The following is an 18,513-nucleotide window of genomic DNA, read 5'->3' as shown; positions in this document are numbered from 1 at the left end:
TCTCACTTTTGTTTTTTACGATAAGGCCTGACGACAAAGAAATAATAAAAGATAGTTGGAAACGGCAATTGAATGAGCCCCCACAGTCCCCAAAACCAGGCATATGCGCCCTTTTTTCTGGCATCCACGAAGAGAAGGATGCTTTGTGTCAGCATAAACGGCGATAGAATCAATAAGACAAGCAGTTTATCAGACTCCATCATCAATCTCAGCCACCTCTGCCGATTCATTCCGGCGTTTTCTTTCCACCATGTAAATAATCGGAACCGTTGCCAAAGCCAATCCCTGAATCCATAAAAATACTTTCGGCAACTTGAATGCGATCACCACATAAGACATGAAAATGACGAGAGCGGTGCATATAAATACGATCAACTCACGCTTCAGCGCTTGCCGGCGTGCTTTTTTACGTTCCATCAAGGCATTCATGATTTGATTGCGACTCGGTGTTGCGGCGTCCTGGGCATTTTCAATTTTTTTCAAGTCTTCGGTGAAATGTTTCATCCACTCTTTGTTCTCCTTCACGTCGGCCACTCCTTTCTTAATTGTTTTAACCCATGATGCACGCGTGATTTTACTGTTCCTTCTTTCAGCCGAAGTATAATAGCGATTTCTGCATACGTGTAACCGTAATAATGTTTTAATAATATCGGTACCCGCATTTCCGGTTCGAGTTCAGCGAACAGCTCCATATTCTCTGTCCATCTCTCTCCGTTCATGGCAAGTTGCCATTTCATTTTCCGAAGGGCTTCAGCTTTTGCCTTTTCAAATATTTTTCTTCGCCTTTTTTCTTTTCGCTGTAAATCAAGAAACAGGCGGGAAGCGATCGAAATAAGCCAAGTAGAAAACTTGGATTCTTCCTTAAAGCTTTGTATGTGAACGTATGCTTTTAGCATCGTTTCCTGGGCCAGATCTTCAGAAACATCCGGCCGGAGGCTCAGCTTGATTAAATATTTATATAAAAATGGATAATTCCTTTGAAATAACGTGGCGAATGCCTCGTCCTTTCCGCTTTTTGCCTCTTGAATCAATCTTTTCTCATCATCGCCCACGTTCAACCGCAGCCAAGCCTCCTTTCTTTCTGCTGTTCTCTCACTTATTATGACGCGCATGCGGACCAAATCGTTCAAAAATAAATAATTTTTTTGGGAATGACATAAAGGATTACAGCGATACAGAATGTAGTATGTAGTGCAAAATGATGCAAGGAGTGGATTTTCGTGAATTCATTACGTCAATTTCAACTGTTTCGCGGCCTCACGCTCCAAGTACTGGAGGATTTGGAAGAAACAAAATGGGATGCACAGCACCCGGGGCAGCCTAATACTATTTGCTGGAATACCGGCCATTTATACATAACGAGCGAGTTCCTCATGAATAAAACTGATCATCATTATAAAGTTCACCAACCGGAATGGAGCGCCTTTTTCGCTCCCGGAACAAGGCCTTCGGAATGACGGAAGAACCGCCATCCCCTGCCAACATAATAGAAGCATTGAAAGAACAACAGAAGCAGCGAATCACCGATTATTTTTCCGGCAAACTGCAAAATAAAGCAACCGAAGCATTTGTTATAGCGGTTCAAAGCGTGCGTGGGATATGAGCGAGGATGATTTTTCAACCGATCCCATCTTTTTTAACAACAACATGGATACAGTCGACCTGCTCGTTCAGTTTACCTCCTATCACGAAGGCCTTCATAGCGGGATCATTAAAACTTTGAAAAATATTTTATAAAGTGAAACTTCATTCAGTAGGGCTCCTACTGAATGTTAGTTGAACCAATCGGGCATTGAGGTGCCGTTTTTTCTCCCACTTGGACCTTTTGTATTCACTCAAGATTTTGAAGTGGTGTATTTGGCACCTTACATGCGGGATAAAGTGAAACTTCATTCAGTAGGGCTCCTACTGAATGTTAGTTGAACCAATCGGGCATGTAGGTGCCGTTTTCTCCCACTTGAACCTTTTGTATTCACTCAAGATTTTGAAGTGGTGTATTTGGCACCTTACATGCGGGATAAAGCCAAAAAGGATCCTGTCTTGAAGCATTCATTCAAAACAGGACCCTTTATGAATTTCTACATTAGATGGAGGGAACCAAAATGTTCATTAAGTTTCGATCCCCTCATTGAAGCATTTGAGCTGGATACTGTGACACGCAAGTGATTGCTTGAAAAGGCGAATGCATATCGGCAAATATTCCGCTGACAGTGGCTAGATCGCGCGCTTTAATTTGCGAATATATCCCATTCGTATGAACAGGAAATAAATGACTTGGATGACAAAAAAGCTGCCTAGCACAAGTGTTGATTCTTTTAGAAGTGAAAAATCAAACATATTGTGTAATGCCGTCAGTGCCACAGCTCCGTGAATCACCGCCACTAGTATGGGAGCGAAGAACAAAAGGCCAAGTTGGATCGTAACGATTTTGGAAAGCTCTTTATGAGTCAGCCCCAGCTTCCCGATCGCTGCAAACTTGCGCTTTTCCTCATCCAAATCCGTGTAAAGGCGGAAGTATAGAAAGCTGCCTGCGGCGACAAAAAAGACCGCTCCTATAAACAAACCAATAAATAACGTCGCGCCAAACGCTTGATTGATAAAGCTCCACGTAGCGGCAAGCGAAAAGAATTGATAGGGCTCTTCAAATCCTTCGGGCTGAATGGCACTGTTGATCTTTTTGCCAATCTCGCTCGTTTCCTTCCAATCTTTTGTATAAAATGCATAAAAAGTTTTTTGATTTTCAATCTTTGTCAGCTTTTCAAACAAGCGATCATCAACGATGATATAATCTTGATAGTCTGGAAATATACCGGCCTCTTGCGAAGTCGTTTGTTCCAAACTCACTTCATTTTTCTTCAGAACAATCGTCTTATTGCTCTCCTTTTCTACATTTCGTTGACTGCCATTTAATTCACGTTTCGGATAAACGACCATCGCTTCGTTCCCGCTAAGGTTTGCCTTCTTAAGCTCGAATTCACCACTTTGAATAAGATTATTATAATCCGACTCCCTTACAATACTGAGGGACTGATCATATTCCTCACCTGTAGCGAGCAGTTCTTTCACCACGACTTTCGTTTCTTGAAAAGGAATTCCTTCCTGATCCAATTCATCGCGAATAAAAGAAACATGTTCTGTTTCACTTTTGTTCTCTTCCCCTGATACATATTCAAACGCGAAGGGACTTTCCTCCACTAACGAAGTCGTCACCATCGACCGAAAACCGACAAGCGATCCAATAGCGGTAAAAGCAACAGTTGAAACAATGGCAACAAAGAAAAACGTACGCGCATTATCCTTCATTCGGTAGGCAAGGTCTGAAAAAAGCACAAGGTTCGTTTTTTTCCAAAAGAAAGATTGCCTCTTCTTTAAAGCACGGATCACAAAGACACTGAGCTGCGTGAACAAAAAATACGTCCCTATGATGACGACCGTTGTCACCGGGATCATCGCCACCGCCACCCCCAAACCTTTCACAAGCAATGCGGCGACATATCCACCGATGAGCAACACGGCAGCTAAAAGAGAAAGTAGCAACGATCCTTTCGGTTCAGCCTTCGGGACAGAACTTCCTTTCATTAAATCAACCAACTTGCTCCCTTTTAAAATAACAACTGTCGCAAAAGAAATAATCACAAACAGGAAGAGAAATGAAACAAACGTTAAAGCGAGTGCTTTTACAGGAAAGTAGAAAAGTAATGGCTCTTCCAATTCCAATATATTTTCCGCCGCCAACAGCAACATTTTTGAAAAAATAATCCCGAGGCCGATCCCCAATATTGTTGCAAAAAAACCGATGATTACATTCTCGAGGAACACCATTCTGCGGAGCTGCATATTTGTCATCCCATGCATGACAAGCAAGCCAAATTCTTTTTTTCGTGTTTTTAAAAACGAACTCATAGAAAATAACACGAAAATAAAGGAAAAGACATAAATGATCGCTTCCGCAAAATGCAATCCAAGCGAGACGCTTGAATGAATCGTTTCTTTATTAAAAGCGGGGTGAAAGGCAAACATGGCATAAACGAAAAACACCATCACCGCAAACGTGCTGCTTAAAAAATAGCCGGCATACGTCCGTTTGTTTCGCATGACATTATTAAACGCGAACTGTCGAAAGGTCATGCGAATCCCCTCCTAATAGTGATAACACATCAATGATTTTCTGGAAAAAAGCCTGGCGATTGTCTCCGCGATGAATTTCATTATAAAGCTTGCCATCTTTAATAAAAATCACACGATGACAATAACTTGCGGCAATCGGATCATGAGTCACCATCATCATCGTTGTTTGATCTTTTTGATTAATCTCTTCCATTGTTTCCATGACATCTTTTGACGATTTTGAATCAAGGTTTCCCGTCGGTTCATCCGCAAGCAGCATATCCGGTGAATGAATGATCGCACGCGCAATCGCCGTCCGTTGGGCCTGTCCGCCCGAAATTTCATAAATGCGCTTTTTTAGCAGTTTACTGATCCCAAGTTTTTCAGCGACTTTTTGCAACTTTTCTTTCATGACTTTCACTTTTTCACCGTCAAGAGTGAGCGGAAGCACAATATTTTCTTCGACCGTTAATGTGTGAAGCAGATTAAAGTCTTGGAAAACAAACCCAAGCTGCCTACGGCGAAAAAGAGCCAATTGCTCATTTGTCAGTTGAAACGGATTGTTTCCATTGATCAACACTTCTCCTGTTGTCGGCTGATCGATCGTGGCAACCATATTCAGCAGCGTTGTTTTTCCGCTTCCCGAAGGCCCCATAATGCCGACAAACTCCCCTTTATTAATCGTGAAATGAATATTCTCAAGTGCTTTGTAAGGTACTTTTCCGTCATATATCTTACTGAGCTGCTTGACATGTAACATTTCCATGCAAAAAAACCCCTTTCTTAACTCAAGTGTTAAAACTGGCACTATCATAAGCTTAATCGTTAAGCGGGGCCTCCATCTATCGGTTCACCTTTCATTTTCCTTACAATGATGTAAGGTTGTTCAAAACGTAATGCGAACGGTTGTCCCAACCCCAACTTCTGACTCAATATCAATGTGATGGCCGAGGCGTTCACACACTTCTTTGGCCAGATATAAGCCCATACCTGTCGATTCCCGATATATCCGTCCATTTTCACCGGTATAAAAAGGGTGGAACACACGCTTAATATCTGTTTTCGGGATGCCGATTCCTTGATCGCGTATTTCAAGGCAAATTCCTTTATCGCAGTGAAAGCCGGCAACGATTACTTTTTTATTGCTTTCTCCTGAATATTTCACGGCGTTGGTAATGAGCTGGTTCAGGATAAAGGTCATCCACTTTTGATCTGACTCGACTATTAAATCATCAGTCATTTTCACCTCGGGATAAACATGGCTTTTAATAAAAAGCCGCTTATTTTCATGAACCGACTGTAAAGCCAGCTTTTTTAATGAAACACGCTCTACCTTGAAGTCATGTTCAAAGGTATCAAGCCGTGCCGCATATAATACCATTTCAAGTCCTTTTCCAATTTTGTAAGCCTCTTCGCGAATACTGGAAAATTGCGGATTATCTTCTTCCTGAACTAATAATTCGATGACGGAAAGCGGTGTTTTCATCTGATGAACCCATTGATTGATAAATGTCGCGTGTGTATTTCGCTGTTCCTCATAGCTGTTGAGCCGATTGATGTAATAAACATATTGAGATTTCAACAAATTGCCCAGGGCAACGGGAAGAGGAGCATCTCCGTATGTTTGATTGACTTCTTCCAAATAATGAAGACTGGAAGATAATCGTTCATAAAATGCCTTATGACTGATATAGCGATACAATAAATAACAGCCGAAAATAAACAGCCCGATAAACAACGCATAAATAGCAACGGATATATGCCGGTAACCATCAAGCCAAATAATGAACAAGACAGCCAAAAGCTGAACAATGACGACAAACATGAAAGGGATATGATCCCGAATAAACAGTTTCATTTACGCTTCTTCGCCTCCCCATGTGGGAACGATCCGGTATCCTTCCCCCCGTATCGTCTCGATCGCATTGTCAATCCCAAGCTCATTCAGTTTTTTTCGGACACGGGTTATATTTACATTCAATGTATTATCGTCCACAAAAGATTGATCATCCCACAGCTTTTCCAATAAGGTTTCACGACTGACGACTCGCGGACATCGCTTGAGGAGCATTTCAAGCAAAACCGCTTCTTTTTTCGTTACAGAGACTTCCAAACCGTTAAAATGGATTTCCATTCTTTCTATATAAAGGGAGAGTCCCTCCTTCTTTATAATTCGTTCTTCCATTTGCGGCGCATATTCCCCATACGCCCTTCGCAAGTTGCTGCGAATTTTTGCGGTAACAACATCATAATGGAACGGCTTTGTAATATAATCATCCGCACCATGTTCCAATGCCATTATTTGATCCATCTCACCCGAGCGTGCCGATATGAATAAAATGGGACATGTGGACACATTGCGAATTTGTCTGCACCAGTAAAAGCCGTCAAAGCTTGGTAAATTCACATCCAATAGAACAAGATCAGGTTCTTCTTTCATAAAATATTCCAAAATGGCGTCAAAATGGTCGATCAATACAACAGCATAACCATATTTTTCAAGATGGGTCCGCAAAAGATCTGCCAGTTTCGGATCGTCCTCGACAATCATAATTTTTGACATAGTCCCTCTTCCTTTGTTTTCTTTTTATTGTAAATCCAATAGCAGGCGAAATACAAAAAATGGCTCTGCATTTGGCTATACTTGACGGTGTCGTCACGCTTTGAAAACGATGAATGTAACAGCCGGCTCATAATAAACCTTTTTTTTGAAAAAACTAATAAAGTGAACTCGCTCAACATCTGCTTATATTCTCGTTGACAACAATGGAACAAAGTGAGATCGCAAGCGGGCTTTTGGCAAGCTCAAGCAGCGAGATCATCAAAAAAACTTACAATTGTTCTTAATGCGATGACGATGTGGAGGGAGCTGTCCTTGTCCTGTCGTTTCGCTCGCGCTTGTCATCCTGTACATCAAAACGCCCGCCCTTGTGCGACATCATCGAAAAAACTTACGGCTTTTTCTTCGTGCGATGCGTTTTGCCGATCCAAGCCAAGCGGGCTTTTACTGGCAGTTGATCCTACACTTACCATTTTCATTTTATCTCGACTTTTTGGAGTGGCGCTTTACTGCCGGTTAAAGTTGATAACATATGGCATAAAGCACTTTTTAATAGATTTGCATCTGTTTTTCAAATATTCTTAAAAATTCTCATCCCTTGAATTGCCTCGCCATCATTGTTAAGGTAAAACATGTTGATAGCAGTCCGAAGCATCTCCATAAATGGAAGGAGAGAAAAAGTTTTGTGGAGTAAAGTCTCTAGTGTTTTTTGGGTATCAACAGCCATACTATTGGTTGCGGTTTTATTCGGGGTAATTGCCCCCAGTCAATTTGAAGCAGCTACTTTTTCTATAAAATCTATGATTACCTCTAGTTTTGGCTGGTATTATTTAATCTTGGTTACTGTCATTGTTGCGTTTTGTCTTTTCCTCATTTTTAGCCCCGTAGGTGCCATCAAGCTGGGAAAAGAAGGGGAAAAGCCCGAATACTCCAAACCAACATGGTTCGCCATGCTTTTTTCCGCAGGAATGGGTATCGGCCTCGTTTTTTGGGGAACTGCCGAACCTATATCCCACTACGCTGATGTCCCACCCATGTCTGATCCTGGAACAGACGCCGCCATTAAAGAATCAATGAGATTTACTTTCTTTCATTGGGGAATTCACGCATGGTCCATATATGCCCTGGTGGGCCTTTGCCTGGCCTATTTTAATTTCCGCAAAGGAACACCAGGCTTGATTAGCGCAACGCTCAGTCCCGTTTTAGGCAAATATGCCCGAGGTCGACTTCCCATGTTGATAGATATTATTGCGGTGACAGTCACCGTTGTGGGAGTGGCGACGACACTCGGTTTTGGCGCTGCGCAAATCAATGGTGGTCTTTCATATTTGCTGGGCATTCCAAACAACTTTCTCATACAACTGATCATTATTGTCATCGTCACGGCATTGTTTTTAATGTCTGCCTGGTCCGGTTTAAGTAAAGGAATTAAGTATTTGAGCAATACGAACATGGTACTGGCGGTCGTGTTATTAGTACTCATCTTTATCCTTGGCCCCAGCCTGTTTATTTTAAACATGTTTACGGATACCGTTGGAGCCTATATCCAAAACATTATTCAAATGAGCTTGCGAATTGCTCCGCTTGAACCCGGCTCCCGCGAGTGGATAAACGACTGGACCATTTTCTATTGGGCATGGTGGATATCTTGGTCGCCGTTCGTCGGCATTTTTATTGCCCGTGTATCAAAGGGCCGGACAATTCGGGAGTTTATGATTGGTGTGTTAATCCTTCCGGTCATTGTCAGCTTTATTTGGTTCGCGGCCTTTGGTTCCACAGCAATTGATGTTCAACAGGCCGGCGCTATTGATTTAACAGAATACGCCACGGAGGAAGTTTTATTTGCTGTATTTAATCAAATGCCTTTTTCCGCCATTCTTTCAATAGTGGCTCTCATTTTGATCGGAACTTTTTTCATCACTTCGGCGGATTCGGCAACCTTCGTACTTGGAATGCAGACATCCTACGGTTCTTTAACACCGCCAAACAGTGTGAAGATCGTCTGGGGTATCATGCTGGCTGCCATGGCTGCCATTCTCCTTTACAGCGGCGGTCTGGATGCGTTGCAAAACGCGCTTATCATAGCGGCCTTGCCTTTTTCAATAATCATGATTTTAATGATGCTCTCGATTTACAAGGCTCTGCGCAAAGAGCGGGCCGAGTTAGGTTTGACCAGAAGAAAAAAAATGCAACAAATGTAATCAGCGCGACTCAAAAAAAGCTGATTTCCGCTTTAAGGGAAATCAGCTTTTTAAGTTATATATTTATTTTACGATTAAAACAGGTGCCTTCACTCTTTTGGCGACTTTATGGCTGACGCTGCCAAGCACCATTTCCTGGAGTGTATTGAGCCCGCGGCTACCGACAATCACCATATCACATGAGCTTTTATTGGCATATTCCACGATCGCTGGTCCTGGATCGCCATGGAGCATGGTGAGTGTATGGGAAATGTTGGCATTCTTGAAAACTTCTTCTACAGGAATCAATTTTTTCCTGCGTTCCGCTTCCAATTCTTCAATATTTTGGCTCTGAAGCACCTCACTTTTCGCTTTTGAAAAGTCTACTACGTAAATAATTTCTACTTCAATACCTTCGGACATTTGCGCAAGTAGTGCCGCTTTCTCTGCTGCACGGAGCGAATTATTGGATCCATCAGCAGCAACTATTAACCTTTTTAACATGTTGATCTCCTGCCTTTGTCTATTCATGGCCTTTACCAACCATGCGATTTGCCAGTTTTTTGGAGGCGGCCGGTATATCAAAACCAGCCAATGTGGATGATTGCCAATTTCGGGATTCTAGTATATCGTGATCATTCTATGTAAGCCATCCTCAGTTGATTTAGAAACATCACAAGAAAAACGATATACTATTCTATCATCCATTTGGAAAACTTTTACCAACGGTTAACATCATAACATACAGCGCTCTACATTTCATCACCCATGAAAAAAACCCCGCTTTATTTCAAACGGGGTTCGTTGTTTGTTCACATTTTATCAATCATGCAAAGGCTTGACCCGTTTCATATTGATCGTCTTCTAATACGAGAATGCCTTTTTTCTCAGGTGCATTTGGGAGACCGAGCTCACGTGCCGAGCAAATCATTCCGCTGGAAGCCACTCCCCTTAACTCCGCATCCTTGATAACCATGCCGCTTGGCATGACGGCACCCACTTTGGCCACGACAACCTTTTGGCCTGCTTCCACGTTGGGAGCCCCACAAACGATTTGCAGTTCTTCCGACCCGACATCGACGAGACAGACACTTAGTTTATCTGCATTCGGATGCTTTTCTTTCTGTTTAACGAACCCGACAACAAACTTTGGTGAAAGATCTGCTTCCAACTTCTCTTCCATTCCGTTTTCTGCCAGCGCCTTCTCGATGTTCTTCACCAATTGCTCGGTCAGTTCCACTTTTCCATTTGCATCAATATCTATGTATTTGGATGCGTGAAAAAGGTTGAACCCTCCTGTTACATTCGTTTCCCCGTCAAAGATCCGGACCGCATCCCTTTTTCGTTCAAATTGAAACTTTTCCCGGTCTACATCCTTCAACACGATCATTAACGTATCGCCAATTCCTTCACGGTTATAAAATACATTCATGTATTGTTCCCCTTTCCATTGTCTACTCTTCTATTTTTACCCATAATAAATATCGGCTCAAGTTTTCCTTTTTCATATATAAATGAGAGCGCCGTAATGGGTACAAGGCCATTTGTAAAAAAGCTCATCGTCATTTGCGCCAGTACATCGTAGCCGGTCTCATTCCGCAAGTCGGCGATGATGAGAACATCTTGATGAGGAACCGCCACAGCCATTTCCCCTTTTATATTTGTTGCCGTTTCTTCTAAAAACTTTTCGTTTAATATTCGGCTTGCGTCGTATCCGTCATTTGTATTCAGAAAGTAGAACTCGTTTCCGGCCACCTCGTCTTTTTTCATGGCCGTCGGAAGCGAGCGGACATTGAATCGTGCCATTTCCCGGATTTCGTGCGGATCGAGACCCTCTTTCTGTATAAACTCATCATCAATCAGGCGATATGTTTTTCCAAGGTCGAGCGCATAATACACTCTTGTCTCTGCCGTATGCTCATCGGTAAGAAACTTATTGCCGTCTTCGGATTCAACGGGAAACGAGGTGGAGCGAATCACGGGAAAAATATTTTTTTCACTTCCGGCAACAACTTGTTCCCGATCCATGACACCAAGCGCTTCTTCGGCGTAATAAACGACTTCATCAATCGCTTTTTCCTTGCGCTCATGCCATTTGGCAACGATTCCCGGCAAGGAAATATCAATCCCTTTGCCATTTTCCGCATTTTCAACACGCAATAATTCTTTTTTTCGATCATATGTAATCGTCCGGCCTTCTTTGCTTAGCCGCGCCTCAAGCTCTTCTTTTAGTTTTCGCTCACTCATTTTCAATGAAAGACCCTCCCTGGGTAAAATACGCTACCATCCATCATACATCAAAATGACACGGGCTAAAAGAATGAACGCTTTACTCTTTTTTCGTATTACACCACTCAACCATGAAATGCAACAAAGTCTTCGTAAACTTGCATAACTGTTCAATGTTTATTTTTTCATCCACGGAATGAGCTTCTTCTACTGTACCCGGCCCGTAAATAGCTGAAGGGATTCCCGCTTCCTGGAACCAGCCTCCATCCGTAACTGTTTTGGACATCCCTGTTTTTGCAGCCGTTTGCCATACGTGTTGATGAGACTGCTGCAGCCTCTTAATCGCGGGATGACTTTCCTCAAGCTCCAGAGCCGGAAAAATTTCACCCTTTTCCTCGATCATGGATCGGCCACCCCAGCGAAACTGCGGAGGATTGTCTTTTAGCCAAGGGTCAGCCTCAGCGACACGGCGAATATGGCTTTCGATCTCAGCAGTAACAGACTCATATGTTTCATTCGGATAATAATGAACGGTCACCCACAAACGGCATTCATCTGCTATAAATGCGGGATGCCTTCCTCCTTCAATTACGGCTGGATTAATGGTGTTCGCCCCAGCCGGAAAGCCCGGATAGTGCTTGGTTATCGCCCAATGGCGTTCTAATTCCTGCAACCCGGCAATGATTTTCATCATTTTTTCTATGGCGCTCGCTCCATATACCCCACCGCCGGCATGAATCATATGTAGACGCATAGCATCGTGGAAAACCTCACGGCTTTTCACGGTGATCCAGCCAGTTATCACTCCTCCCTGCCCATGGATTTCACTATCGCTCACATCCATGACAAGGGCAAAATCACCTGAGTATCCCCGTTCAATACAAGAAAGTGTTCCGGCTTCTCCCACTTCTTCCCCAATTACCGACTGGAATTGCAAATCACCTTTCAGCTCAATACCATGCTCATTTAACAATTTAAAAGCAAAAAGCGCTGCCGCCATTGCACCTTTCATGTCCGCAACGCCCCGACCATAAGCAAAACCGTTCTTGGTTATCATGTCAAAAACAGGGACAGTCCATTCACTTTGATCTCCTACTTCCGCTACATCAATATGGCCATTGATAATCAAACTGTTGTAACGCTCCCCCTCGGTCCCCTTCTTGATCCCAACCACATTCGGATCATTCTCGTAAACGTCCCAGCTATCTGTTTCGAAATGTACCTGCTGTAAAAACGATTCAATATATTGTTGGACCTCCCTCGTATTTCTCGCAGGAGGACTAACCGTTGGATAACGAACTAACTCCTTTAAAATGTCCAGTAATTCACCTTGCCTCTGATCAACACTTGCGCTCAAATCATTTTGTATACTTAGCATGATAATTCTTCCTTTCTATATATGGATGAAAATCCCTGGCGAGTGCTTAGGCCGATGATTCCCCGTCACAACTGGCATATCAATTACATAGAGCTACTTCCATCTCTGACACTTTATTACGTTCCAAACGTGAAAAAAGCCGCTCTTCACGCAGGAAGGCAGCGGCTTTTAAAACAATGACAAAGCAGCCTGCTTCCCTACGCCAGCATAAACCGGATCAGGTTCAAAGGGTTTACTTCTCAGCCGTCAAGGCTCCCCCAGCAGAAAATATTTCGCAATATTCTTCTATCATCATCTATCTTATCATAATATTACTGATTGTACACAATACCGGAAGGCGCCGCGCATTGAAGCATGAACGATCACAAAGCGCTCGGCCATCGAAAGAGATTGCGATACATAAAAAAGTGAAGCACGCTTCCTTCCAACCGCAAGCTTTTGAAAAAAACTGTCCAGCGTTGTAACAGCTCCGGCGAATTCTTGCCGACTTTCGCTGAAAGCTGAGCGAAAAAGCGCTCCTTCACACTTACTCAGACAGGCCGTTTATAAAGTCCTCGATTTCTTCCAGCGTTTTTCTGTCTTTGCTTACAAACCTTCCTGCTTCTTTCCCGTCATGGTATGCGACAAAACTTGGAATACCAAAGATATCCATTTCTTGGCATAGTTCAAGAAATTCATCCCGATCGACGTATACGAAATGATATTCCGGATAATCCGCTATTAACCGCGGCAATACAGGTTCAAGCACCTTACAGTCCGGACACCAGTCGGCGGAAAACATAAAGATGGCACGTTCTTCATTCTTCAATTGCTCAAATTGTTCTTTTGATTGCAGTTTTTCCATATTACTTCCCTCCAGCATTTATAAGCATCTGGCCAGGTTTAATCCAGCCGCGCTTTCTCATATATTCTGATATGATTAAGCTTATCACAGCCGGACCAATAACATGGAGTACAATGACTTGGATCAGAACACTTGTTGAAAATCCCATCGTTGTAAATGTCATGATCTGCCCGACAAAACCGCTCGTTCCCATACCGGCTCCAGCGGCATTGCTGGTCATTCTCCATACGGTCGCCCCAATTGGAGCCAATAGGATGCCGGCAACTGTCGGTGGAATTAATATAAGCGGATAGCGAATAATATTCGGAACCTGCAACATGGAAGTCCCAATCCCGATAGCAAGCAAACCTCCCACTTTATTTTCCCTGTAGCTTGCCACCGCAAATCCGACCATCTGTGCACTGCAGCCAATCGTGGCAACGCCGGCGGCAAGTCCATTCAAATCAAGCATCAAAGCGATAGCCGCACTGGAAATGGGAGCCGTGAGAGCAAGTCCCATCAATGTGGCGACCACCATCCCCATGACGATCGGACGCTGGTCTGTAGCCCACATGATCCAGCTTCCGAAGACCGTCATAAATGTCGAAATGGGCGCTCCCACGAACTTTGCCACGGCAAATCCGGTAAAAATAGTAACAAGTGGAGTAACAATAATATCAACTTTCGTCTCCTTGCTAACCATTTTTCCAATTTCCGTTGACATTAACGCGGCCACATAACTTCCTGCGGGACCGCCAAATTCAGCACCGGCCGCACCAGTTGCCACTGCCGCAAAAATGACCAAAGGTGGCGCGCCAAGTCCAAAGGCAATCGCCACTCCGATTGCCGGCCCCATTAATCCCATCGCCATTTCGCCCATTTCAACGAAAAATGGCCATCCGAGCTGTTCACCAACCGTTTTCATAATCAAACCGATAATCAAAGAAGAAAAAAGTCCGAGCGCCATATAACTTAACGCATCAATTACATAAGCTTTTGCAGTTAAATGGACACCTTTCCTGTCGAGAAATTGTTTCAACGCCAAATCCTCCTGTAAAAAATAAATACAAGTCCACTTAACTAGTGTAAAGACAACTGTATTTTTTGTCTATCTTTTATTTCATATTTTTCCCCATAAACAAAGAAAACACCCCCACACAATGGGGGGTGTCAATCGTTATGATTCAACGATATTGATATACATCTCCTCTGCTGGAGGAGCTTTTTCCACATAATCCGTATCTTCCAGCCACTGGATGACTTCATTCCATAAATCTTCCGACTGACTTCCAAACGCTTCGTTTTCCTTTTCCATTTTTGGAAGCAAAATATTCAAGCTTTCCTGTTCTACTTCTTTGTTGAGAGGAAAGTTTTCATCGTCCTGATTGTTTAATAAAATTTCCAGCGCTTCTTCCGGGTTTTCTTTCATAAACTCATACCCTTTTGAAGCTGCCTTCCAAAAAGAACGGATTGAATCTTCTTTTTCTTTCCATGTATCATCATTTGTGACAAACACCAGCTCGTAGTAACTTGGAACACCATAATCTACTGGATTAAAATGCTCCGTTTCTACTCCTTGGTTGGCAAGCATAGGGACTTCATGATTGATAAAAGCACCGGTAACCGCATCCACCCGCTTTGTCGCAATCGCCGCATTCAGCTCAAAACCGACGTCCGTCATCTTCACCTTGCTCATATCTCCGCCATCAGACTCCACGATTGTTTGTACGAGCGGTTCATTAAGCGGCGTTCCCGGCCAGCCGACTGTTCTTCCTTCCAAATCTTTCGGTCTCTTTATATCACTGTCTTTCAAATAAATAATATGATTGAGCGGACTTCTGACAATCGCAGCGACCGATTTTACCTGTACCCCATCAGCCCTTGCCGTGATCACATCAGATTGATAACCGATGCCAAGTTCAATATCTCCTGTAGCTGCCAGATTAATAGGGTCCGTTGGATTGGCAGGAAAACGGATGTTCACATCCAGTCCTTCCTCTTCAAAAAAACCTTTTTCCTTTGCAGCATATAAATAACTATGGACGGCGTTGGGATACCAGTCCAGCATAATGTCAAAAGATTGTAATTCTTTATCCGTTTCCTTCGTTTTATCTGGGCTGGAAGCAGTTTCCCCCTGTTCTCCCCCACATGCCGAAAGCAGCATTACAGCGAATAATGCGCAATAGAATACAATTCTCTTTCTCATTTTATATTTCTCCATTTCATCGTTATTTTTTCAAGCCAAGCGACAAGCAAAAACAACATAATGCCCGTCAGCGATAACAGAACGATTGGCGCAAACACTCCCGCTCCATCAAATTGTGTCATCATTCTTCGACTAAAGTATCCAAGCCCCTTGTCAGCTCCCAGCCACTCCCCGATGGCCGCTCCGATGACGCTCAATGTAACGGCTACTTTTAATCCCGAATAGAAATGGGGTAATGCCGACGGAAGCTCCACCTTATAAAATATCTGTCGTTTTGTGGCCCCCATCGCTTGAAGTGTTTCTTTTAAGTGAATATCGGCGGACCGCAGACCGTCAAACGTATTAACCGTAATCGGAAAAAAAGTGATGAGCACGGTCACAACGATTTTGCTCCAAAGGGAATAGCCAAACCAAAGGACGAATATCGGCGCAAGCGCAATAATGGGTATCGTTTGCGAAGCGATAAGCAAAGGGAAAAACGCCTTCCTTACAATATCACTCTTATGCATCCAGATGGATAAGCCGACACCAAACACCAGTGACAATAAGAGGCCAATCAGCATGATCAGACTTGTGGACGGCAAATGTCCAACAAAAAGAACGCTTCTGAGTTCCCACAGTCTGTCCACAATTTGTAAAGGTGATGGCAGGATAAAAGGCTTTCCATATAAGCGGGCGCCAATCTCCCATACAACTAAAAGCAATAATACGAGCAGGATCGATAAGCCGTATTTTTTTAAAAAAGTCATAACGTCACCAATTTTCTTAAATCAAGCAATAATTTTTCTTTTAATTCGGTGAAAGCAGGATCTTTTAAATCCTCGACCATCCTCGGCCTGTCAAGCGGAACCAGAATTTCTTCCAAATGACTTACCGGCTTTTCGCTGAATAATAGTACGCGGTCGGAAAGAAACAGCGCTTCCTCAACATCATGAGTAATAAACAAAATGGTTCTCCCCGATTCAGCCCATTGATCAAGCAGCCATTCATGCATGACCGTTTTTGTAACGGCATCAAGTGCGCTGAATGGCTCGTCAAGTAGTAATAAATCAGACCCGCCCAACAAGGCACGCAGAAACGAAACACGCTGCCGCATCCCTCCGGACAATTCATCGGGATAGCGATGCTCAACATCCTTCAAACCAAATGCTTCCAGCTTTTTAATGACCTCGGGCCACACTTCTTTTCTGCTGAACCCTTTTAATATAAGTGGCAAGGCGGCATTATCAACGACTGAAAGCCATGGGAGCAGCCCATCCTTTTGAGACATATATCCGACGTGCCCTTGCCTGTCGGAAAGCTCCTTTCCATTCACCAAAATGCGTCCGCTGTTTTGCTTCTCAAGCCCTGATACAAGTCGGAACAGTGTACTTTTCCCCGCACCGCTTGGACCAACAACACTTACAAACTCGCCTTTTTTCACTGAAAAGCTGACATCTTGAAGTACAGCCTGGTGTACATTCGAGTCATAAGCAAAAGATACTTGTTGAAAAACAAGAGCTTCACCCATCTTAAAAACTCCTTTCTTGAAATGGTTGCTTATGAGCCCTCCTTTCTTTTTTTCGAGAAATACAAGGCACCATGCATGAAAAAAGAGCCCTTCTTAAAAAGAAGTGGCTCTGACCCATCTAATAAAAGGCATGCGTAAACAAACATGAGAATATGAATACGCATCTTCTCCACTTCCCTGCGCTAGCATTACCTAGATCAGGTTAAAAGGGTTGAGGAAATCCTCTCTCAGCTTTTGGCACCCCTAGTGTTTCCCGTATGTAATTAACATTCCTGCCCCTATATATATATCCTATTTATTCAAAAAAAGCAAATAGAGTTTGCAAGAAAAAAGGCGTAGTTGATGATATGATAAATGTAAATGCAAAGGAGGAGAGAATATCGTGAGATTAACCGTATATTTGGCTGGAGAAATCCACAGCACATGGCGCGAGGAAATCAAAGAAAAAGCACAAGCCCTCAAGCTGCCGATCGACTTTGTCGGGCCAATGGAAGATCATAACCGCTCAGACGCCATTGGTGAAGAAATTCTTGGAGAGCAGCCCAATGCCATCTACCGGGACGCGGCAGCTTCCAGCTTTAACAATCTAAGAACACAAGTCCTCATGCACAAATCAGACCTCGTTATTGCCCTGTTTGGAGAGAAGTACAAGCAGTGGAATACGGCCATGGACGCGAGCGCTGCCGTCGCATTGGGAAAACCGCTCATCTTAATCCGTCCGGAAAATCTCCACCATCCGTTAAAAGAGTTGTCCCGAAAAGCTAACGCAACAGTGGAAACAGTGAACCAAGCAATAAAAGCGCTCTCATATATTATTGAATAGGTCCCTATCACCTGAAATTTGTTGAATAGAACCGATAGCAAATAGACAATAGAAATGAGAATACAAACGGTTGTCCACATTGTACTTATCCTTAGGACATGGACATAATTAACGGAAAATATGAAACGCGCAGGGAGCAGTTACAAACTGTGTCCCGCGCGTTTCTCTACTTCTTGACGTAATGTTTCTTTTCTCTTTGCCCGATCAGCAGCTTTATAATATGTTTGAACATTTCAGCCCGTTCAATTCGCCCATTCGTGAAAATGCCGATTGCTCCTTCATTGGAACTGATCCCGCTCCGTTTGCTATAATCGTCCATCACGGGCCCCAACTCTTCTCCCATGCGCAGGCGACCCGCAATTTCCTCCGGCAGCAAAATTCGGGCTCCACCAGCAAGCAGCGGCTTTTTTCCTTTTTCAGCCAATGATCCCCAATTGCACAAAAATAACCCAAAAGTAGTTTCCGTAACACCGCCTTCCAAACCAATTGCCACATCAGCTCTACTATTTTCCAAACAAAATTCGGCACGATGGATGGCCCCGTGTATCGTTTCTTCATCGGAAAAAGGCATGGCACTTACATGCGATGGCGCATCGACCGGCACAATTTCGGCTTCTATTTCCAGTTCTTGAAAAGCTCTCTGTACAGCTTTTAATTTCGCCTTGTTTTGTGAGCCAACAGCAACAATCATAAAGCC

21 protein-coding genes and 2 riboswitches are annotated in these 18,513 nt (G+C 43.4%); of the genes, 4 read left to right on the top strand and 17 right to left on the bottom strand.

Annotation, left to right across the window (positions count from 1 at the left end; all coding sequences use genetic code 11):
- Window positions 1–2: 2 nt before the first annotated feature.
- The 3 genes from NST31_RS16830 to sigY are packed head-to-tail and all read right to left on the bottom strand — an operon-like array spanning window position 3 to window position 1,058.
- A complete protein-coding gene (locus tag NST31_RS16830) occupies window positions 3–203 on the bottom strand; it encodes a transcriptional regulator (protein WP_139345559.1) in 201 nt (66 codons plus the stop codon).
- Complete coding sequence (locus NST31_RS16825) at window positions 190–525, bottom strand: YxlC family protein (RefSeq protein ID WP_077110003.1); 336 nt, start codon at window positions 523–525, stop codon at window positions 190–192. The genes NST31_RS16830 and NST31_RS16825 overlap by 14 nt, the downstream gene beginning before the upstream one ends.
- The gene (gene sigY / locus NST31_RS16820) at window positions 522–1,058 is read right to left on the bottom strand and encodes an RNA polymerase sigma factor SigY (RefSeq protein ID WP_236017058.1); all 537 of its coding nucleotides are present in this window, start codon (window positions 1,056–1,058) and stop codon (window positions 522–524) included. Before sigY ends, NST31_RS16825 begins: the two co-directional genes overlap by 4 nt.
- A gap of 162 nt (window positions 1,059–1,220) precedes the next feature.
- Here sigY and NST31_RS16815 point away from each other — a divergent pair, with 162 nt between their 5' ends.
- Together NST31_RS16815 and NST31_RS16810 are read left to right on the top strand one after the other, a co-directional pair.
- Window positions 1,221–1,457 carry a DinB family protein gene (locus NST31_RS16815; RefSeq protein WP_339162119.1) on the top strand — a complete coding sequence of 79 codons (237 nt, stop codon included), beginning with the start codon at window positions 1,221–1,223 and terminating at the stop codon, window positions 1,455–1,457.
- Window positions 1,454–1,603, top strand: coding sequence for a hypothetical protein (locus NST31_RS16810; RefSeq protein WP_339162118.1), 150 nt, complete (start codon window positions 1,454–1,456; stop codon window positions 1,601–1,603). The genes NST31_RS16815 and NST31_RS16810 overlap by 4 nt, the downstream gene beginning before the upstream one ends.
- Window positions 1,604–2,214: 611 nt before the next feature.
- Here NST31_RS16810 and NST31_RS16805 read toward each other — a convergent pair.
- The 4 genes from NST31_RS16805 to NST31_RS16790 form a co-directional block, all read right to left on the bottom strand.
- Window positions 2,215–4,128: an ABC transporter permease gene (locus tag NST31_RS16805; protein WP_339162116.1), complete on the bottom strand. Its 1,914-nt coding sequence runs from the start codon at window positions 4,126–4,128 to the stop codon at window positions 2,215–2,217.
- Complete coding sequence (locus NST31_RS16800) at window positions 4,103–4,867, bottom strand: ABC transporter ATP-binding protein (RefSeq protein WP_321189653.1); 765 nt, start codon at window positions 4,865–4,867, stop codon at window positions 4,103–4,105. The genes NST31_RS16805 and NST31_RS16800 overlap by 26 nt, the downstream gene beginning before the upstream one ends.
- A 126-nt stretch (window positions 4,868–4,993) precedes the next feature.
- Window positions 4,994–5,965: a sensor histidine kinase gene (locus NST31_RS16795; protein WP_205179310.1), complete on the bottom strand. Its 972-nt coding sequence runs from the start codon at window positions 5,963–5,965 to the stop codon at window positions 4,994–4,996.
- A complete protein-coding gene (locus NST31_RS16790; RefSeq protein ID WP_077109998.1) occupies window positions 5,966–6,670 on the bottom strand; it encodes a response regulator transcription factor in 705 nt (234 codons plus the stop codon). It lies immediately after the preceding gene.
- 680 nt (window positions 6,671–7,350) lie between these two features.
- Between NST31_RS16790 and NST31_RS16785 the strand changes: the two genes are divergently transcribed.
- Window positions 7,351–8,868 (top strand): BCCT family transporter, encoded by a 1,518-nt coding sequence (locus NST31_RS16785; protein ID WP_139345558.1) that lies wholly within the window; start codon window positions 7,351–7,353, stop codon window positions 8,866–8,868.
- A gap of 63 nt (window positions 8,869–8,931) precedes the next feature.
- Here NST31_RS16785 and NST31_RS16780 read toward each other — a convergent pair whose 3' ends face one another.
- The 9 genes from NST31_RS16780 to NST31_RS16740 form a co-directional block, all read right to left on the bottom strand.
- The gene (locus tag NST31_RS16780; RefSeq protein ID WP_077109996.1) at window positions 8,932–9,351 is read right to left on the bottom strand and encodes a universal stress protein; all 420 of its coding nucleotides are present in this window, start codon (window positions 9,349–9,351) and stop codon (window positions 8,932–8,934) included.
- Window positions 9,352–9,673: 322 nt separating this feature from the next.
- The gene (gene ytpR / locus NST31_RS16775; RefSeq protein WP_077109995.1) at window positions 9,674–10,279 is read right to left on the bottom strand and encodes a YtpR family tRNA-binding protein; all 606 of its coding nucleotides are present in this window, start codon (window positions 10,277–10,279) and stop codon (window positions 9,674–9,676) included.
- On the bottom strand, window positions 10,276–11,094 hold the full coding sequence (locus tag NST31_RS16770; protein ID WP_339165589.1) for a DUF1444 domain-containing protein: 819 nt from the start codon (window positions 11,092–11,094) through the stop codon (window positions 10,276–10,278). Before NST31_RS16770 ends, ytpR begins: the two co-directional genes overlap by 4 nt.
- 82 nt (window positions 11,095–11,176) lie before the next feature.
- Window positions 11,177–12,454 carry an acetylornithine deacetylase gene (locus NST31_RS16765; RefSeq protein ID WP_339162113.1) on the bottom strand — a complete coding sequence of 426 codons (1,278 nt, stop codon included), beginning with the start codon at window positions 12,452–12,454 and terminating at the stop codon, window positions 11,177–11,179.
- A gap of 177 nt (window positions 12,455–12,631) precedes the next feature.
- Window positions 12,632–12,723, bottom strand: a riboswitch (TPP riboswitch).
- A 257-nt stretch (window positions 12,724–12,980) separates the two neighbouring features.
- Window positions 12,981–13,298 (bottom strand): thioredoxin family protein, encoded by a 318-nt coding sequence (locus NST31_RS16760; protein WP_077109993.1) that lies wholly within the window; start codon window positions 13,296–13,298, stop codon window positions 12,981–12,983.
- A 1-nt stretch (window position 13,299) separates the two neighbouring features.
- Window positions 13,300–14,316, bottom strand: coding sequence for a PTS sugar transporter subunit IIC (locus tag NST31_RS16755; protein ID WP_339162112.1), 1,017 nt, complete (start codon window positions 14,314–14,316; stop codon window positions 13,300–13,302).
- 138 nt (window positions 14,317–14,454) lie between these two features.
- Complete coding sequence (locus NST31_RS16750; protein ID WP_077109991.1) at window positions 14,455–15,483, bottom strand: ABC transporter substrate-binding protein; 1,029 nt, start codon at window positions 15,481–15,483, stop codon at window positions 14,455–14,457.
- Window positions 15,480–16,232 carry an ABC transporter permease gene (locus NST31_RS16745; protein WP_205179319.1) on the bottom strand — a complete coding sequence of 251 codons (753 nt, stop codon included), beginning with the start codon at window positions 16,230–16,232 and terminating at the stop codon, window positions 15,480–15,482. Before NST31_RS16745 ends, NST31_RS16750 begins: the two co-directional genes overlap by 4 nt.
- Window positions 16,229–16,993 (bottom strand): ABC transporter ATP-binding protein, encoded by a 765-nt coding sequence (locus NST31_RS16740; protein ID WP_339162111.1) that lies wholly within the window; start codon window positions 16,991–16,993, stop codon window positions 16,229–16,231. The genes NST31_RS16745 and NST31_RS16740 overlap by 4 nt, the downstream gene beginning before the upstream one ends.
- Window positions 16,994–17,150: 157 nt before the next feature.
- Window positions 17,151–17,248: riboswitch (TPP riboswitch) on the bottom strand.
- Window positions 17,249–17,375: 127 nt separating this feature from the next.
- On the opposite strand from NST31_RS16740, the gene NST31_RS16735 reads away from it, so the two are divergent.
- Window positions 17,376–17,816, top strand: a complete 441-nt coding sequence (locus NST31_RS16735; protein WP_339162109.1) for a YtoQ family protein — start codon at window positions 17,376–17,378, stop codon at window positions 17,814–17,816.
- Between the two features lie 166 nt (window positions 17,817–17,982).
- On the opposite strand, the gene NST31_RS16730 is transcribed toward NST31_RS16735, so the two are convergent.
- Complete coding sequence (locus tag NST31_RS16730; protein ID WP_339162107.1) at window positions 17,983–18,507, bottom strand: DUF84 family protein; 525 nt, start codon at window positions 18,505–18,507, stop codon at window positions 17,983–17,985.
- Between the last annotated feature and the right edge of the window lie 6 nt (window positions 18,508–18,513).

It is taken from the genome of Siminovitchia sp. FSL W7-1587 (genome assembly GCF_037963795.1).
Taxonomy (GTDB): domain Bacteria; phylum Bacillota; class Bacilli; order Bacillales; family Bacillaceae_C; genus Siminovitchia; species Siminovitchia thermophila.
Note: the sequence above shows the minus strand (reverse complement) of the source record. Positions and strands in the feature narration are given on the sequence as shown.

What these genes read in the sequence shown, in the direction of transcription:
- NST31_RS16830 (WP_139345559.1), bottom strand. Translation starts at nt 203, where the DNA reads ATGATGGAGTCTGATAAACTGCTTGTCTTATTGATTCTATCGCCGTTT.
- NST31_RS16810 (WP_339162118.1), top strand. Translation starts at nt 1,454, where the DNA reads ATGACGGAAGAACCGCCATCCCCTGCCAACATAATAGAAGCATTGAAA.
- NST31_RS16805 (WP_339162116.1), bottom strand. Translation starts at nt 4,128, where the DNA reads ATGACCTTTCGACAGTTCGCGTTTAATAATGTCATGCGAAACAAACGG.
- NST31_RS16800 (WP_321189653.1), bottom strand. Translation starts at nt 4,867, where the DNA reads ATGTTACATGTCAAGCAGCTCAGTAAGATATATGACGGAAAAGTACCT.
- NST31_RS16795 (WP_205179310.1), bottom strand. Translation starts at nt 5,965, where the DNA reads ATGAAACTGTTTATTCGGGATCATATCCCTTTCATGTTTGTCGTCATT.
- NST31_RS16790 (WP_077109998.1), bottom strand. Translation starts at nt 6,670, where the DNA reads ATGTCAAAAATTATGATTGTCGAGGACGATCCGAAACTGGCAGATCTT.
- NST31_RS16780 (WP_077109996.1), bottom strand. Translation starts at nt 9,351, where the DNA reads ATGTTAAAAAGGTTAATAGTTGCTGCTGATGGATCCAATAATTCGCTC.
- ytpR (WP_077109995.1), bottom strand. Translation starts at nt 10,279, where the DNA reads ATGAATGTATTTTATAACCGTGAAGGAATTGGCGATACGTTAATGATC.
- NST31_RS16770 (WP_339165589.1), bottom strand. Translation starts at nt 11,094, where the DNA reads ATGAGTGAGCGAAAACTAAAAGAAGAGCTTGAGGCGCGGCTAAGCAAA.
- NST31_RS16765 (WP_339162113.1), bottom strand. Translation starts at nt 12,454, where the DNA reads ATGCTAAGTATACAAAATGATTTGAGCGCAAGTGTTGATCAGAGGCAA.
- NST31_RS16760 (WP_077109993.1), bottom strand. Translation starts at nt 13,298, where the DNA reads ATGGAAAAACTGCAATCAAAAGAACAATTTGAGCAATTGAAGAATGAA.
- NST31_RS16750 (WP_077109991.1), bottom strand. Translation starts at nt 15,483, where the DNA reads ATGAGAAAGAGAATTGTATTCTATTGCGCATTATTCGCTGTAATGCTG.
- NST31_RS16745 (WP_205179319.1), bottom strand. Translation starts at nt 16,232, where the DNA reads ATGACTTTTTTAAAAAAATACGGCTTATCGATCCTGCTCGTATTATTG.
- NST31_RS16740 (WP_339162111.1), bottom strand. Translation starts at nt 16,993, where the DNA reads ATGGGTGAAGCTCTTGTTTTTCAACAAGTATCTTTTGCTTATGACTCG.
- NST31_RS16730 (WP_339162107.1), bottom strand. Translation starts at nt 18,507, where the DNA reads ATGATTGTTGCTGTTGGCTCACAAAACAAGGCGAAATTAAAAGCTGTA.